Origin of the sequence: Terriglobus albidus, from assembly GCF_025685425.1 — a bacterium.
Taxonomy (GTDB): Bacteria; Acidobacteriota; Terriglobia; order Terriglobales; family Acidobacteriaceae; genus Terriglobus; species Terriglobus albidus.
The window spans coordinates 230857-247136 of the sequence record NZ_JAGTAS010000058.1 but is presented as its reverse complement, the minus strand read 5'-3'; the positions used below and the strand labels follow the sequence as shown (position 1 = coordinate 247136).

The following is a 16280-nucleotide window of genomic DNA, read 5'->3' as shown; positions in this document are numbered from 1 at the left end:
AATCATGGCAATTTTCTTCGACCTAATTCAGACAGAAGGCGTTGGGTAAACTCGCGGTAGCTATTCTGCTGGGGGATTGTGATCCATGCGGAAGCGGTAGGTCAGTCCGACGTAAACCAGCGTCTCGGGAAGTCCCTTGCTGTTGTCTTTGAGCAACTGGCCAGGAAAGAGATGGCTTACTCCCAGATTGGCTACGACCGACTCGCGATAGACGTACTTCGCCGAGAGGTCGAGGGAGTTTCCGACATTGGTGTTGCTAAAACCGGCAGTTGGCGCCTTGATGAGAACAGAGCCGGCGCTGTTGTAGAGGCTGTCCATCTTCGTGGCCAGCGTCTGATGGCCTGCCTGGAAGAACAGCGTAAGGTTGGTCGTCGCACGCAGATCGAGATTGAACCGCCGCTGCTTGATGTTTTGGAACCCAAACAGATCCATCAAGTGAAAAGCGTTGTGGTTGCTGGGATAAAGCTGGTCGTAGGTGCTGATGCGATTCAGGTTGCGATGAGGGTTGCCGGTGGCGTAGTCGTACTCGATACCCGCCCTCGGCTGTAAGGGAAGCTTCGCTGCACTGTAGTAAACCTTCGCAAAGCCTGCGCCCGCATGGATCGTGTTGTTGGAGAAGCTGCCGCGCTGCAGATTTGCCATTGCTTGATAGCTGAAGTGTGCAGGCAAGACGCCTTCGACCTCGCTGCCGAAGGTTGTCTCCAGCTCACTGCCGATGATCTTTTGCTGGCTGGTTACGGAGCGCATGGCCTTGATATAGACAAAGGGCTGCACATTGGTATTGGGAACGATCGAACGCAGGGAAGCATACGCTCCATGGAAGTTCAGACCGGCGCCATGCGTGTCCATCGAGGTGGGATGTACCGCAACGACAGAGCTGGTGAATAGATCCAGATGGTTCTTACGTCCTCCCATGCTCAGGCGGAAGGCATCGAAGGTGCGGCTGTTGTTGGCCCAGTCGCTGATACCGATCAGGCGCTCGCTGCCGAACCTCAGCTCCTGGCGTCCGGCGATGAGCTGAAGAGAACGATGGTGCAGTTCAAGATAGCCCTGGCGCAGATCGAATCCGTCGCGCATATTGCTGGCAACCAGACCGACCGGCTGCCCAAGCGCGTGGGTGTCATGGAACTGCATATACGCCGACATGAAGCTTGTCGGGCGAATCGTCATACCGCCGCGTACACGCGTCAAGCTATAAATACGTTGACCTTTGGTGTAGTTGTAGGCCGTTTGAAATTCACCACGGTCCCGCACTTCCATATCAAAGGAGAGCCATTTGGGCAGGGTATCAACCTTGATGGGTTGAATCTTGCCCTTCTTTTGCGGGTAATCGGCATAGACCGGCGCCGAAGCCGTCTTCTTAGCAGGTGCCTTTTTCTCTTTGGGCGCAGGCTGTGCCTGAACAATCATCCCTGCAGAAACAGTAGCGGCTAAGAAAAGTCGAGACAGACATACGGTCATAGATTTACTCGCAAAAGGGAAGTAGAACTTCGCGCGTCTTATCGCTCGGCTGGATGATCCCAACCTGTAGAGACGCGGACGATGTCTTCTCCAACCATGAAGATTCCGCTGAAGTTGTCGTGAGCCAGCTCCGGACGTTCGGCCCGTATGTCGCCGACGATGGGCATGGATAGCAGTGCATCGGTCTTGCCCCTCAGGGCTTTTACCTTGCCGGCGATGATGTTCACGATCTCTCCGATCGCGTCATTTCTCATCTCGATGTCATCAACTTCGCTGGGATCGTCGAAACCGAGCATAGTCGCGCTCAGGCGATCGGCTGTGGCCTGGCTCAACTCCAGGCGGATCATGCCCGAGGGCGTACCGTTGAAATCGACAACGGCATGTAACTCTACCGGAAAGCTCTCGCTGCCAGTCTGCGACATCTGTACCTCACAGCCCGTAAGTGCACTCAGCGCATCCTGTATTGTGTTTGATACGTTCATGAAAACGTCCTCCTAAATTTGGCCTAGTAGACTCCCAGCACGGAGACGAGGCCGCAGTCCTTTCCAGAGATAACAACTTTGTAGTTGACGGCTGATCCAGACTTCTTCAGGAGCTCTGAAGCAGGATGAAGGATCTTTGTCTTATTCGTGGTCATCATGCGAAGCAGCACCCGCTCATCACCACTGAGGCAGGTCGAGCAGATATTCAAAGCCTCATAGATGGGGTCACGCACGCTGTCTTCCATGGGTTCGACCTGCGCTCGTTCGAGCGCGATATTTGCCGGCATTCCAATCAGGAGCCCGGCAATGGCCGCAACAAAGGGGAGATCTGCCTGGACGATGATGGGCCGTCCCGCCGGTAACGTCTCGTAAACGGCATAGACCTTTTTTGCATCTGCTGCAGGCAGGGTCTTTGCTTCCGAGAAGTTGACGGGGCGGTCCACCAGGTCGGTGAATAAGTGGGAGAGCGCAAATGCAGTCGGTCCTGACATAGCTACTTGCTCATATGCGGCGCAAGCGCCGCGTCGATATTTTCTGTGGTAAAGGGTTTGGTGATGAAAAAGCTGGCGCCTTCTCTCATCGCGGTCTCGCGGATGTCTTCCGACGATTCCGAGGTGATAAAGCCGAAGGGCACCTGGCAGTTTTGGCCACGAACACGTTTCAATAAATCAATGCCAAGCATTTCCGGCATATTCCAGTCCGAAAGTACGAGTTTCGGCTGTTCAGCCTGCACCATGCTGAGCGCCTCGGCGCCGTTGCCGGCCTCGCCGATCTGCAGATTTTCGTAGCCGGCCTGGCGTAGCGCTCGTTTAACCAGCTGGCGCATTGTCTTGCTGTCGTCTACCAAGAGGATGTCCATATTTCGCTCGCTTGTAGTCGCGGGATGCGACTGGTGAGCTTATCGGCGGCCATTTCTGAAAGATGAGGGCACACAAGCGAACTTTCGCCCAAAAGGTGGGCTCATGTTGCCTCCTGCCGGGCCGATAAGAGGGGTGAATGATCTCGAAATACTTTTGGGCGGTATCGTGACATTAATAAGCAGATCTCTCATGACCGTAGGTATCAGCGATTGCGTCGTGACTGCTGATCCGCAGGGTGTGCTGGCGACGCACGCTTTAGGTTCGTGCATCGCTGTCGTTATTCACGACCCGGTCGCGGGAGTAGCGGGTCTATTGCACTTCATGCTTCCGGATTCCTCGACCGACCCGGAACGAGCCCGTAGTAAGCCATTTATGTTTGCGGATAGCGGTATTCCCGCTTTCTTCCGCATGTCCTATGAGCTTGGAGCATCGAAGCAGCGGCTCAAAGTTTCGCTGATCGGTGGCGCCCAGGTTCTTGGTTCGAATGACGTATTTCAGATTGGGAAACGTAACCATGTGGCCGCGCGCAAGATCCTGTGGAAGGCCGGCGTCATGGTTCACCACGAAGAGGTTGGCGGTGACGAGCCCAGAACGGTCCACATAGATGCGAGCTCTGGGAGAGTTGTGATCTCGCATGGTGGTAAAGAACGAGAATTGGTGCCTGCAACAGAGGAAAGGAAGCGCAACGTATGACACGGAATGTATTGATCGTCGATGATTCCCCGGCGATGCGTAAGGTGATTCGGAAAGTGCTCATGCTCTCGAACTTCGAGACGCAGGAGTGCTTCGAGGCCAACGATGGCGTGGAAGCACTGGATATTCTGCGCATCGAGCCTGTGGACGTGGTCCTGACCGACATCAACATGCCGCGTATGACTGGGGAAGAGCTATTGGAACAGATGTCGCAGGATGACATTCTGTCGCAACTGCCGGTGATGGTGATCTCCACCGACCGCAGTGAGGAACGCGTGCGGCGCATGAATGCCCTGGGCGCCAAAGGATATGTCACCAAACCCTTTGCTCCGGAGACGCTGGGCGTGGCGTTGAACGAGCTATTCGTGGAGGCTTAACCATGTCAGTCGAACAGATATCGGCAACTCTTCAAACAGCGATGACCGAAGTGCTGGAGTCGATGTGCTTTATTCTGCCGGGAGAACCGGTCGATATGGCAACCTTCGCGGGCGAGCCCTGGATGGAGCACACCCTCACCTTCCACGGTCCGGAGGAGGGCCGCTTTGGAATCCGCGCGCCGCGGCCGGTAGCGGTTCGTATCGCCTCCGATTTCCTCGGAGAGGATCCCGTTGATCTGAGCGAGCAGCAGGTTGGAGAAGTCATGAATGAGCTGGCTAACATGGTATGCGGCAACGTGCTCGGGCATTGCTATCACGATCACGCCTTCGCTCTGACCTCGCCGACGGTGATGCATCCCGTCTCGCAGGAAGAGGGAGCCCAGTTCGATTGGGAAGAAGGTGTGCTGGTCGCATGGGTGAAGACCTATTAGATCTTTGTACGAGATGGAAAAGCCCTCTCAAAAGAGAGGGCTTTTTGTTTTTGCTGCATCCATCCTGTTTCACGGGGTGAAGGTCTGAGAAAGGCTAAGCACCGTGAAGTAGCGATGGATGGATTGGCCCATCACCGGGGAGCCGGAAGGGCTAAGACGGGCAAGCAGAGCCGCATGCGACGCCGGAAGCGGCGCGTGGAGTTGCACCGAATTTAGTTGATGGCAGGTATCGCAACCGGTCGGTGCACTCTTCTGGGTGTGGCACGAGATGCAACCCCCCATCGAGAGATCCTTCTCGCGGGTGATGGCTTCGCGTTCGGCTACTGGACCATGGCAGTCCGCGCACTGGGCTCCGGCGGTGGTGTGCGTGTTGTGGCTGAAGTTGACGAACGACGGCACCCGGTACACGCGAACCCACTGCAAAAGCTGGTTGTTCTGTGCTGCTTCGGCAATCCGTTTGATGTCAGGCTTATCGGTCGCGATGGATGCATGGCACAGCATGCACTTGGAGGCTTGCGGCATGGCCACGGTTACACCATTGCGCGCGGGCACATGACAGGTGTCGCAGGCCATCTTGCCGTCTCCGGCATGCTTTTTATGGCTGAAAGCGACAGGCTGCGTGGGCGCCGGTGCAGGATTCGTGATGGTCGGTGCGCCGGAGGATGCCTCGGTTCCCGCCGCGGGGGCGGTCGAGGGCCTGGCGCCCGAGGGAACGTCCTGGGCACGAACAACAGAAGCCGTACACAGAAGAGCTGCGATCAGCAGGAAACGGCGCATGTTAGATGTTCCCCTTTCGCATTTCTTCGGCCAGGTACTCGGAGGCGCGCATCGCGAGGGCGCACATGGTGATGGTGGGGTTCTGCCAGCCCGCGGAGACAAAGACACTCGCATCTGTGATGAACAGGTTCTTGATGTCATGGCTCTGGTTCCACTTGTTCACTACGCTGGTCTTAGGATTGTCCCCCATGCGCGCGGTGCCCTGCTCGTGAATCGAGTAGCCGGGCGGATTGAACTCATAGTTGCGAACCAGTACTTCGAAGCCGGCGGCTTCGGCCATGGCAGCTGTGGTGTCGACCATGTCCTTCGCCATGTTGATCTCATTGTCGCCATACTTGGTGCTGATGGTGAGCGTCGGCATGCCCCATGCATCCACCACTTGCTTGTTCAACGAGACATGGTTTTCGTAGTGACCCAGGGTCTCACCCATAATGTTGGTGGTGAAGCCGCTGCCATAATACTCATCCAGCTTCTTCTCCAGGGCGCTGCCATACTCCATGAACCATCGGGCGTCCATCGGGCCGCTGCTGCTGGAGACGTTAACCGCGTAGCCACGCAGGTAGCCAGGGGTCTTCGTCTCGAGGTTGCGGAAGCGTGGAATCAGCGCGCCGCCGCCGATAACTCCACGTTTGCCTTTACCGCCACGCGCCTCCGGCACAGAGGCTGCGATGCCGGCGCCGTAGATCTGGTCGCAGAGATAATGGCCGAGCACTCCGCTGGAGTTCGCAATCTCAGAGATCATGAGCAGGCGCGTCGTTTCCAGCGTTCCCGCCGCCACAATCACGACACGCGCCTTGATGGTCATCTCGCGGTAGGAATGGCGGTCAATAAAAATCACGCCGTCAGCCAGGCCGGTGTGCTTATCAACGGTGATCTTCCGCACGATGGAGTTGGGAATCGTGGTCAGCTTTCCAGTAGCCACGGCATCCGGGATCAGCAGGTTGATGGATGCTGCCAGGCCGCCGGTGCCGAGCGCGGAACGAGGCTTGGTTACTGGCACGCCCATCTTCTTGCCGGCATCGACGAAGCGCTGCATGGCGTTCGACCAGGGAGCGTTGTCTTCAATGAAGTTACCGTCAGGATATTGCGGCAGACCATCCGTGTGGCCCTGCACGCGGAAGATTCCTTCAACGCGGGAGTAGTACGACTCGAGATCCTTGTAGGAGATCGGCCAGTTTTCGCCGAAGCCATCGTGGTCTTTGCACTTGAACTCGTAATCGCTCAGGCGGAACGACTGGCGGCCCCAGAAGGGTGAGCGTCCACCGACGCTGCGGATGCGAACCCAGTTGTACTGCTGTCCGGCAGGGTAGTTGTAGGGAATGACCTTCTCGTCAACCCACTGGTTGGCGCTGAACTCAGTTGCCTGAAAGATATGCGGGTGGCGGCCCGGAGCATCCAGACCGCGGAACGGGAGCTGACTTGCAGGCTTCAGGGTGCGGTCGCGCTCAAAATTAAGCATCGGACCTGCGTCCAGCATGGTGCAGGAGATGCCTTTTTCCGTGAGGATCTTTGCAGCCATGCCGCCGGTATGACCTGATCCGATAATCAGGACATCAACTTTCTTTTCTGCCATAACTCTCTATGCCTTCCGGGGTAACAAACCTGTTAGCTATGTGCCTGTTTTGTGAGTGGCGCAGATGCCTTCGGCGCACCGTGGCTGACCCACTTCTGGCCGCCGGGGTCGACAGATGCCCAGTAGAGGCCCACTCCTGGCGTACGCTCACCGGAGGCCTCCGCGGCCGTGGCCCAGGCCGGCGAATTCATGGTGACGGTGCGGATGTCGCGATGAGCCAGCGCGATAAAGCGCTCGTGCTTCTCCCGTGGCGGATGGTCGTTGATCCACGCTTTCAGAAATGGACGGATGATGGCGTCAGCCTGCTTTGCATCCGTCTTGGCAAAGGGAATATTGAACTTTTTCATCGCATCGGCGTTCAAGCGATCCAGGCCATCGTTGTACATCGTCTGCCGATCCGCCGGCGAGCCGCCGACGTGAAAGTCCAGGAATTGGGGTGTATCGGCCTGCAGGGCGGTAGGATATCCATCTCCGCCGGGCATAAGGATCTCGCACAGGTGCACCAGCGTGGCATAACGCACGGCGGTGAAATAGTGTGCGTCGGTGCTGGCGACTACATCCGGCGGAGTTACCGGGATGTTTGGCGAACGGAATGCCGCCATCTGCTGCATCCGGGCCTGGGCCGGGGTGCTCGATGCTGCATTCGGTGAAACTGCCATCGTGCCCTGATCCACGGTGCCGGTAGCCGGTACAGGAGTCGTTGCCTGTGATGGCTTCTGCTGGCCGAGCGCTGCCCCGGTAGCCGTTGCAGCGGCCAGTCCCTTTACAAAATCACGCCTCTTCATGAGAGGAACTTTAGTTGTCACAAAGATGACCGTCAAGGTTACCCGGTCGATCGCTTAACTACCTCAGTGGTTTCAACATGATGGCTTTGCCGGTTCCTACGGCTTCGTAATGCGCTACCGCCAAGGAAATCAAGGGATTTCGCTGTTGCTGGAGACAGAGAGACTGTTAGAGCCGTGGATGCTGTCACCACTTTTTCACCTTGTAACGGAGTCGTAAATTTCCGGATGGCGATTGCCGATACGGCAAATGTCCTATGCGGTTGCAGCGTTACAAACACACAAGCACGATGCCCCTTCGTGAAGGGCATCGTCCTGGGTAACTAACGGCTGATGGCGGCAGCTTTTCTGACGAAAGGCTGTGAGATCTGTTTCACGATCTCACCCGCAATTTTCTCAAGCGGCAATGTCATTGCTGCCGCACCCATACGGGTTGCCTCCTTCGGCATACCGTAGACGATGCTGGTGTTTTCATCCTGGGCGATCGTGACCGACCCGGTCTGACGCATCTGCATCATGCCGCGAGCTCCGTCAGTTCCCATACCGGTGAGCAGTACACCCAATGCGGGACCACCCACAAGCTGTGCCACCGACGCGAACAGGACATCGACCGACGGACGGCTGAAGCACACCTGGGGCCCTCCGGCGACACGTACCTTCAGGCCGGCACTCGTGTGCTGCAGCGTCATGTGAAAGTCTCCTGGTGCAATCAGGATTAGTCCTGGATGGACATCGTCTCCATCTTTAGCCTCTCTGACTTCCATGGCACAGGATTTGTTCAGCCGTTCTGCGAAATGTTGAGTGAAGCCCGCCGGCATATGCTGTGTGATCAGGATCGGCGGCATGTCCGCGGGGAACTGGCTCACGATCTTCGCAACCGTCTGCGGGCCTCCAGTGGAGGCGCCGATGGCGATAATCCGGCGCGAGGCAAAACCGGGAAGAGCTCCGGAGGGAGGCGCTGGCGGGACCCACGATGTGATCGGTTGCATCGCGGGTTGCGCAACGACTGGCGCCGGCGATGGTGCGGATACCTCCGCGACCGCCTGCGATGGCTTGAACGCACGCGGATTCGCCTGTGCACAGGCGCGGATCTTATCCGCAAGTGTGTTCGCGAGGTCGCCGACGGAGTATGGGCCATGCGGTTTCGCAAGGACCTCAACGGCTCCCAGGCGGAAGGCTTCCATAGTTGCCGCAGCGGAGGCCTGCCCCAGTGAGCTGATCATGATTACAGGCATAGGCTTGTAATCCATCAGCTTCTTCAGAAACGTAAGGCCGTCCATTCTCGGCATCTCAATGTCGAGAGTCAAAACGTCCGGATTCAATGCGAGGATCTTCTCGCGGGCGACATATGGATCCGGAGCTGTGCCTACTACTTCAATCCCAGGGGCATTGCGCAAGGCGTCGGAAAGAATCTTGCGCACGGTTGCTGAATCGTCCACGATGAGGACGCGAATCGGAGAGGATGTCTTCATCGGTGACCTACCGGGATCTCAACACACCAGGCTTCTTGTAGACAGCGGGCTGTACGTATTCGAATCTGTGCTTCAGGTTATTCAGACTTTCGGCATGGCCGACGAAGAAGTATCCGCCGGGCTCCAGATGCTCATAGAAGCGGTTGACCAGCTCCTGCTGGGTCGGAATGTCGAAGTAGATCATGGCATTCCGGCAAAGGATCAGGGGGTAGCTCTCGACAAAGCTCTCAAACTGCCTGATGAGGTTCAACCGGCGGAAGGAGATCGCTTCGCGAATGAACTGCTTGACGCGATAGTTTCCCGCAGCCGGTCCAACGCCACGCTGCAGGTATTTGCGAAGCACCTCCATCGGAACCTGCTGGAAGCACTTCTCGTTGTAAGTCCCATCCTGCGCACGCGCCAGCACTTTGGTTGAGATATCTGTCGCCAGGAGCTTTACAGTAGGTCCGGAATTGCCATAGTGCTCATGAGCCGCAAAGGCGAGCGAGTACGGCTCCTCTCCGGTGGCACAGGCCGCGCTCCAGATCGTGTACTCCCTGCGGTCAGCAAGCGCCGGAAAGATGGTGCCGGAGAGAAACTCAAAGTGCTTTGGTTCGCGGAAGAAATTGGTATAGTTCGTCGTCAGGTGGTCGATCATCGTCACCAGAGCGTCGGACGACTTATCGTTGATCACGTATTCGTAGTACTCGGAGAAGGAGCCGATATTCAGCGAGCGCATGATCTTGGTCAGGCGAGAGGCAACCAGACCTTCCTTACCCTCCTCAATTGCTAAACCGCAATAGTCGTAGGCGAGTTTCCTGAAGCGATTAAAGTCCTTCTGTGAAAGTGTCAGGTTACTGATGGTGGTGACTGTGCTCATGCTGCCTCCTCACCGGTTTCGTTTGGCATTTTGAAGATCTGGACAACATCGAGGATCAGGCCGATGCGGCCATCGCCCAGGATGGCGCATCCAGTCAGGCCGGTGTTATCGCTGAAGGTCTCGCCCAGGCTCTTGATCACAATCTCCTGACGCCCGAGAAGGTCGTCCACATGGAGACAGAACTGACGTCCCGCGCCCTCGCATACTACGACGAGGCCCTGGCAGATATCCTCGGAACGAGGCTTGATGCCGAAGCGCCGATGGAGCCTGACAAGGGGGTAGAGGTTGCCGCGCATCAGGATCATCTCTTCCGTGCCCTGTACCCGGACCAGCATCTCCGGTGTGGGGCGCAGCATCTCGCGAACGGAGAAGACCGGAATGATGTAGCGGTGGTCGCCGACTACGATTACAAGGCCTTCGATGATAGCCAGGGTGAGCGGAAGGTGGATGTAAAAGGTCGTGCCCTTACCCAGCTCAGATTCGATCTGGATATGGCCTCGCAGATTCTCTACATGTTTGCGGACGACATCCATACCAACACCGCGGCCGGAGATGTCCGTAATCTTTTCCGCCGTTGAGAAACCCGGCGAGAAGATGAGCTGGAAGATCTCGGTTTCCGTCAGTTGTGTATCTTCGGTGACCAGGCCGCGTTCCAGAGCCTTGCGGAAGATCTTGTCCGGATTGAGGCCGCGTCCGTCATCGGAGATCGAGACGACGATCTTGCCGGACTCGTGTTCCGCTGAGAGACGCAATGTCGCGGTCGGATTCTTGCCGGCTGCCGCGCGCTCCTGTGGCGTCTCGATACCGTGATCGAGCGCATTCCGGATCATGTGCAGCAATGGATCGGAGAGCTCTTCCGCGATCGTCTTGTCGAGTTCTGTGCCTTCGCCTGCGAGCAGTAATTCCACCTGCTTGCCGTGTCGGCGCGAGAGATCACGAACCAGCTTGGCATTCTTCTGAAACAGCGGGCCGATCGGCATCATGCGGATGTTCATGGCGCGGCGCTGGACCTCGCCGGTAATGCGAGCCAGTTGCGCCAGGTCGCCGATGAGCCTGGCATCGCGATTATTGGCGACTATTGGGTTGTGGCTCAGGATGGACTGCGCGATCACCATCTCCCCCACCATGTCCATAAGCTGGTCAAGCTTGGCGGTATCGATACGGATTGAGGCGGAGATGGGTTCGCTCTTGTTGACGGCCGCCTGAGGCGCGATGGCGGCAGCCGGCTCGGGCTCTACCTTTTTCTGTGCCGTCGCTGGGGTTGGAGCAGCTTCTGCTTTCAGTTCAAGAGCAGCAGGAACGGAGATCTCTGCTTTTGGCGCAGGGGCTGGCGCGGCGGCTTCCACCTTGGGAGCAGTCGAAGCGGAAACAGCAGGAGCAACAGGCTCATCTTCCTTGGCTACTGGGGCTGGGGCAGCCGGCGCCTCTATCTTCGGTGTAAGGGCGGCGGGCGTCTCTTCCTTCACTGGAGCGGGTGCAGGTGCGGCTACCGGTGCAGTCTTCTCTACGGCAGCAGGTTCGGAGGTGGCGCCTCCCTCAAGTGCTCGTTGAGTAACCGTGGCAATGGTGCGCAGCAGAGCGCGGTTGTTCTTCGCTTTGCCGGGATCAGCTCCATTGAGGGCGCCGTTGATACGGTTTACTTCGGCCTGCAGATACTCTGAGCTCTCCAGGACCAGATCGACGATCTCGACGCTGATCTGAACGCGGCTGTTGCGTGCGTGATCCAGCAGCGTTTCGACCTCATGCGCCACGCCCTGAACACCCTTCAGGCCAAGGAAACCCGCCAGGCCCTTGATGGTGTGGAAGGCGCGGAAGACCGCATGGACTGCAGGCAGCTGGGACGGATCACGCTCCAGTGCGAGAATCTGTTCTTCAATCGCAGCCAGGTGTTCCTGCGATTCGGTGACAAACCCGGCCAGCATTTCAGGATCATCATCGAATGCAACTTCGTCCTCTTCCATCGGCTCTTCTTCCATAGCGACTGCGGCCGTGGTCTGTGCGGCGGCGGGAGCCGCAGGCGCTGGTGCAGGCGCCTGTACGACCGGTTCCGCTTCACCACGCATCAGACGCTGAAACGCGGTAAAGGGCTCTTCGGCAACCATCTTGCCTTTCGAGCGGTCATTGGCCAGCGCGTTGGCGCGCTTCGCGATCTCTGCAAATGCAGGATCTTTTTGTGCGAGTGCAGCCAATTGGATAAGGCGCTGTTCGGTCAGAGAACCTGGTCCATCGACCATCCAGAGCGTTGCCAGCTCGTCGAGCCGCGCAGCAAGCTGGTCGGCAACCGGTGCAGTATTTTTCGTGGCACTCATGCGTCTAATACCTGAAAGAAAGGCTGTAGTGTCGTGCTTAGTTGATATCCTGCGAGGCTTCGATATAGAAGACCTTGTCGGTGTCGAGCAGCAGCTTTACTTTTCCGCGAACCTTCGCCATGCCAAGCAGATAGGGAACTGAAGCTCCATTGCCGAAGTCCGGGCTGGGTTCAATGTCCTCTTCCGCGATGGACAGCACTTCGCTCACTCCGTCAGCCACGGCGCCAATCAGGCGCTCGCCCATCGATGTGGCTAACCGGACTACGACGATGCAGGTATGAGGCGTGTACTGACGCTGGGGAAGATTGAAACGAGCCGACAGATCGAGCACCGGAATCACCTGGCCACGCAGGTTGATGACGCCTTTGACATAGACCGCGGTCTTGGGAACGGCCGTGATCTCCTGCATCTGGATAATCTCCTTGATGTTCAGGACCTGAATGCCAAATTCCTCCTCGCCGAGCGAGAAGATAAGGTGTTTGCGTGATGTATCTGCCACCTGCTTCGCCTGGTTGTTGTTCTTGATTGCCATGTATTGCTCCTGAGATAAATCCAGATACTTGATGTATCGGCGGAAAGGGACCCGGGATGAGCCAGCCTCCGCCGGGTCGAACTAGAAGTCGGTAAAGTTAGCGTCGATATTGCTGGCCGCAGCCGGTGCAAGACGCTGCGGGACGAAGGTGTTCACCACCGGGACTTTCGCAATCGCCGGACGGACCGCCGGCGCTTTGACAGGCTTGAGCACAGGCGTCACAACCGCCTTTTGCGAATGGGCACGTACAGAGACGCCGGTCATGCGCGCCAGCCCCATCGCGACACCACGCAGCGCATCGGACTGGGCATTCAGCTCTTGTGCCGCGGCAGCGCTTTCTTCCGCATTGGCTGCGTTCTTTTGCGTGCCACTCTCCATGCGGCCGATGGCGCGGCTGATCTGTTCAATCCCTTTGCCCTGCTCCTGGCTGCTCATGCGTATCTCATCGATCATGATCTTGATGCGGCCAAAGACTTCATGCACCTTGCGGCCAGAATCAACCAGAGTGGTCATCCGCTCACGGCCGGCGGCGGTATTGTCAACCGAGCGCTTGATCAGAACCGAAGTCTCTTGTGCCGCCTGGGCGCAACGCTGAGCCAGATTGCGAACCTCTTCGGCGACGACGGCAAATCCCATACCGGCTTGACCGGCACGCGCGGCTTCAACCGCAGCGTTCAGCGCCAGAATATTGGTCTGGAATGCGATCTTATCGATCACCCCGATGATCTTGGCGATCTGTTCGCTGGACTCGCTCAGTGCATCCATGGCTTCCACGCACTGCTCCACGGCGTGATTGGCGTCATCACTATGACGAACTGCTTCGGAGACCAGGGTGGTAGAGTGATCCGAGTTCTCGGCATTGCGGCGCGCCATGGAGTTGATCTCCTCTGCTGAAGCTGAGGTCTCTTCGATCATTGCGGCCTGCTCGGAAGTGTCTTTCGCCAGATTCTGGCTCGAAATGGCGACCTGGGCCGACGCCTCGGTGACCTGATCGGAGCCGACAGAAAGCTCACGCACGGCCTGGCGCAGCTGGCGATCGAGCATGCGGACGATAAATGCGATCAGAACTCCGGAGATTGCTCCTAGGGTGAGCAGCGTGCCGATGAGCCAGCGCGCGAATGTGATCGCATCTTCTGCCTTGCTATTCGCCTTGCCCATAACGACCTTCTGGCGTTCCAGCATCTTCGAGCCGGCAGCATCAACATCTTGCAGGGCAGGCTCAAGTTCGCTCTCTGCAAACTGCGAGGCCTCTTTGACCTGGTGAGCATGAATCAGCTCAAGGTAGTGAGGGAACACCTGCGCCGCTTTATCCAGCTTGGCAGTGGCGGCTTCCAGGGTCGGGCGGCCTTCCGCAGAGACACCCTGCTTCAGAATGGTGGCGATGTCCTCGCGCATCTTCTTCTCGTACATGTTGTACTCATCGATGGCTCGGCTCAGGCCTTCCGCATCATTGACCGACTCTTTGACCGCAATTCTGCGGCTGGCGGCGAGCATCTCGGTCGAGTGGCCATTCGCCATGCCGGCGTTATACATCTTGGTCGCGTCTTTAATGCCGAGCTCCCACGTCAATTCGCCGAGACCACTAATCTCGTAAACGGCGAGTCCACCCAGCAGGACCAGAAGAATCATCATGGTTCCGTAGGAGAAGAGAAGTTTCTGTTTGACGGTGTAGCGTTGCAGGTTCACGTGGGTGGCTCCGTTCCGCTGGTACTACTTGAGCTCGTCCAGCGTTCTCAGAACTCCTCATCGGCATTGCGTGCAGTATCTTGAAGCGATTCGATGCTCTTAGAGCATTTTCCCTGTTGGTGTCGTGTAGGGATTCCGGATCCATGGCGTTTTCCGCAATGAAAACGCCGCCGCACTCCTCTTTCGGGATACCCAGCAACAGAGAAAATGCTCTCATTCACCGGTTTTCCACCTATCGCCGGTTTTCTGGGGGCCGATAGCTGCAGTGAGGTCCGCTATGCAGGTCGCTCTCCGAAGACATGCTGCATTGTTCGCGTCGGTGCTCCTTATCATCGCGTGGGTTCTCCTGGTTATGGTGGCGGGTACGATGCTGACGTCGCGGCACAGTCGCTCCATCCCAGCCACCCGTACAGTTCTGTCAAAGCACCTGGTGATATGGCCGACGGCCTCGTCACGCTGGCAGGCAATGGTCCAGCCTTCTAAGCGATCTCTCAGTCGTGGACGTCGAACGTAACAGTGGTCTTTCCCGCCGATGCGACCCAGGGAAGCGCAATCGACGGAGCGTTCTAGAGCATTTTCCCGTGGCGTTTTCATTGCAGAAAACACCCACAGATGCGGAGGCCTACTCTACACCTATGGGGGACATGCACTAACGCTTTCATTCCTCCACCGTTCGTTCGACTCATACCCTCCTGCGTAGCATGCTTCGGGTGCCACGCAGGAGGGTTTTGTCTGGAGATATTTTCAAAAACGAGATTAATCAACGCTATTTCTGCTGAGCAGGATGCTTTTCTCGAAAAAACTGTCGTTGGCCGCACTCTTTTTAGAAACTGGTGCGTCTATTTTGACCTCCCACGCGTCGATAGGGCGGGAGTTGGATCTTCCCAATCGTCGATTAGGTCATTTATAAAAGAACGCGCTCCGGATCACGCTCTTTGACGTGTCTTCGGAACACTCTTGCAATGAACTCAATCGGCGGCAGGACAGTCGGAACGATGTCTTGGCGGAGATCTATTTACATCACGACAAGGTTTGGCCAATGACCATCTTCAACTTGAAACTTCGCCGAAGTGCACTGGTTGGCGGTTTTGCCGCGGCAGTGTCTTTATCGGTTTGGCTGTGTACCGGCAATCTCCATGTATCTGCCCAGCAGGCGCCGAGCGGAGAGCACGGCGGACAGGCTGAAGCTCCTGCCCAGGGAGCCAGAAACCGTGGTGGCATGGTGGCCTATCCAGACCGGCCAAAGGCGCCGCAGGAGGTGCTGGATCGCGGTAAGGCCACCTTCGGCGTGAACTGTGCCTTTTGCCATGGGTCGGATGCAGGCGGTGGGTCCGTCGGTCCGAACCTGTTGCGTTCCGAGATTGTGCTGCAGGATCAGAATGGTGAGCTGATCGGTCCTATTGTGCACGGAGCCCGCGTCGACCGCGGCATGCCGAAGATCGATCTTACCGATGCGCAGATCTCTGACGTTGCCGCCTGGCTGCATAGCCTGAAGGTCAGCAGCCGTGCCGTTATGACTGAAAAGATCAACATCGTGGTGGGTGACGCGAATACCGGAAAAGATACCTTCACCCGCCTCTGCGGATCGTGCCATTCCGTGACTGGTGACCTTGCCGGTTTCGCGGCGAAGTACTCCGAGCCCCGCGCGATGCAGCAGGCCTGGCTGTTGCCCGGTATGCCTGCCGGCCGTTTCCCGGGAGCCCCTGCCGGTCCTTCCGTGCCTTTGAAGGTGCCGCCGGTTACGGCAACCGTGACCCCGGCAAAGGGCGCCCCTATCACCGGCAAGCTCGATGCCATCGATGATTTCTACGTCCAGGTCACCACCGAAGATGGCGTTGCTCACCGCTTCCTGCGGGAAAACGATCTTCCGAAGGTTGAGATCCACGATCCTCTTGCTGCCCATCGTGCGATGTTCCGCACTATCAAGGACAAAGAGATCCACGACATTACCGCCTATCTGGTGACGCTGAAATAAAGGGGATAAGG

The 16280-nt window shown here is 57.4% G+C and carries 17 protein-coding genes; 5 read left to right on the top strand and 12 right to left on the bottom strand.

Annotation, left to right across the window (positions count from 1 at the left end; all coding sequences use genetic code 11):
- Positions 1-60: 60 nt before the first annotated feature.
- From OHL21_RS20280 to OHL21_RS20265, 4 genes are all read right to left on the bottom strand, one after another.
- Positions 61-1410 carry an alginate export family protein gene (locus OHL21_RS20280; protein WP_263419124.1) on the bottom strand — a complete coding sequence of 450 codons (1350 nt, stop codon included), beginning with the start codon at positions 1408-1410 and terminating at the stop codon, positions 61-63.
- A gap of 89 nt (positions 1411-1499) precedes the next feature.
- Complete coding sequence (locus OHL21_RS20275) at positions 1500-1943, bottom strand: chemotaxis protein CheX (RefSeq protein WP_263419123.1); 444 nt, start codon at positions 1941-1943, stop codon at positions 1500-1502.
- Between the two features lie 23 nt (positions 1944-1966).
- On the bottom strand, positions 1967-2434 hold the full coding sequence (locus tag OHL21_RS20270; RefSeq protein ID WP_263419122.1) for a hypothetical protein: 468 nt from the start codon (positions 2432-2434) through the stop codon (positions 1967-1969).
- Positions 2435-2436: 2 nt separating this feature from the next.
- A complete protein-coding gene (locus OHL21_RS20265; RefSeq protein ID WP_263419121.1) occupies positions 2437-2802 on the bottom strand; it encodes a response regulator in 366 nt (121 codons plus the stop codon).
- Positions 2803-2992: 190 nt separating this feature from the next.
- On the opposite strand from OHL21_RS20265, the gene OHL21_RS20260 reads away from it, so the two are divergent.
- The 3 genes from OHL21_RS20260 to OHL21_RS20250 are packed head-to-tail and all read left to right on the top strand — an operon-like array spanning position 2993 to position 4304.
- Positions 2993-3496 carry a chemotaxis protein CheD gene (locus tag OHL21_RS20260; protein ID WP_263419120.1) on the top strand — a complete coding sequence of 168 codons (504 nt, stop codon included), beginning with the start codon at positions 2993-2995 and terminating at the stop codon, positions 3494-3496.
- The gene (locus OHL21_RS20255) at positions 3493-3873 is read left to right on the top strand and encodes a response regulator (RefSeq protein ID WP_263419119.1); all 381 of its coding nucleotides are present in this window, start codon (positions 3493-3495) and stop codon (positions 3871-3873) included. The genes OHL21_RS20260 and OHL21_RS20255 overlap by 4 nt, the downstream gene beginning before the upstream one ends.
- A gap of 2 nt (positions 3874-3875) precedes the next feature.
- Entirely contained in the window at positions 3876-4304 is a 429-nt protein-coding gene (locus OHL21_RS20250; protein ID WP_263419118.1) for a chemotaxis protein CheX, read from the top strand.
- A 69-nt stretch (positions 4305-4373) separates the two neighbouring features.
- On the opposite strand, the gene OHL21_RS20245 is transcribed toward OHL21_RS20250, so the two are convergent.
- The 8 genes from OHL21_RS20245 to OHL21_RS20210 form a co-directional block, all read right to left on the bottom strand.
- Positions 4374-5081 carry a cytochrome c3 family protein gene (locus tag OHL21_RS20245; protein WP_263419117.1) on the bottom strand — a complete coding sequence of 236 codons (708 nt, stop codon included), beginning with the start codon at positions 5079-5081 and terminating at the stop codon, positions 4374-4376.
- Position 5082: 1 nt separating this feature from the next.
- A complete protein-coding gene (locus OHL21_RS20240) occupies positions 5083-6654 on the bottom strand; it encodes a GMC oxidoreductase (protein WP_263419116.1) in 1572 nt (523 codons plus the stop codon).
- 32 nt (positions 6655-6686) lie between these two features.
- Positions 6687-7439, bottom strand: a complete 753-nt coding sequence (locus OHL21_RS20235) for a gluconate 2-dehydrogenase subunit 3 family protein (protein WP_263419115.1) — start codon at positions 7437-7439, stop codon at positions 6687-6689.
- 320 nt (positions 7440-7759) lie between these two features.
- The gene (locus tag OHL21_RS20230; RefSeq protein ID WP_263419114.1) at positions 7760-8908 is read right to left on the bottom strand and encodes a protein-glutamate methylesterase/protein-glutamine glutaminase; all 1149 of its coding nucleotides are present in this window, start codon (positions 8906-8908) and stop codon (positions 7760-7762) included.
- Positions 8909-8915: 7 nt separating this feature from the next.
- Positions 8916-9767, bottom strand: coding sequence for a CheR family methyltransferase (locus OHL21_RS20225; RefSeq protein WP_263419113.1), 852 nt, complete (start codon positions 9765-9767; stop codon positions 8916-8918).
- Entirely contained in the window at positions 9764-12076 is a 2313-nt protein-coding gene (locus OHL21_RS20220; RefSeq protein WP_263419112.1) for a chemotaxis protein CheA, read from the bottom strand. The genes OHL21_RS20225 and OHL21_RS20220 overlap by 4 nt, the downstream gene beginning before the upstream one ends.
- Positions 12077-12113: 37 nt before the next feature.
- On the bottom strand, positions 12114-12608 hold the full coding sequence (locus tag OHL21_RS20215) for a chemotaxis protein CheW (RefSeq protein ID WP_263419111.1): 495 nt from the start codon (positions 12606-12608) through the stop codon (positions 12114-12116).
- A gap of 81 nt (positions 12609-12689) precedes the next feature.
- Entirely contained in the window at positions 12690-14294 is a 1605-nt protein-coding gene (locus tag OHL21_RS20210; protein ID WP_263419110.1) for a methyl-accepting chemotaxis protein, read from the bottom strand.
- A gap of 207 nt (positions 14295-14501) precedes the next feature.
- On the opposite strand from OHL21_RS20210, the gene OHL21_RS20205 reads away from it, so the two are divergent.
- A complete protein-coding gene (locus tag OHL21_RS20205; protein WP_263419109.1) occupies positions 14502-14777 on the top strand; it encodes a hypothetical protein in 276 nt (91 codons plus the stop codon).
- Between the two features lie 556 nt (positions 14778-15333).
- Complete coding sequence (locus OHL21_RS20200; RefSeq protein WP_263419108.1) at positions 15334-16269, top strand: c-type cytochrome; 936 nt, start codon at positions 15334-15336, stop codon at positions 16267-16269.
- The last annotated feature ends 11 nt before the right edge of the window (positions 16270-16280 follow it).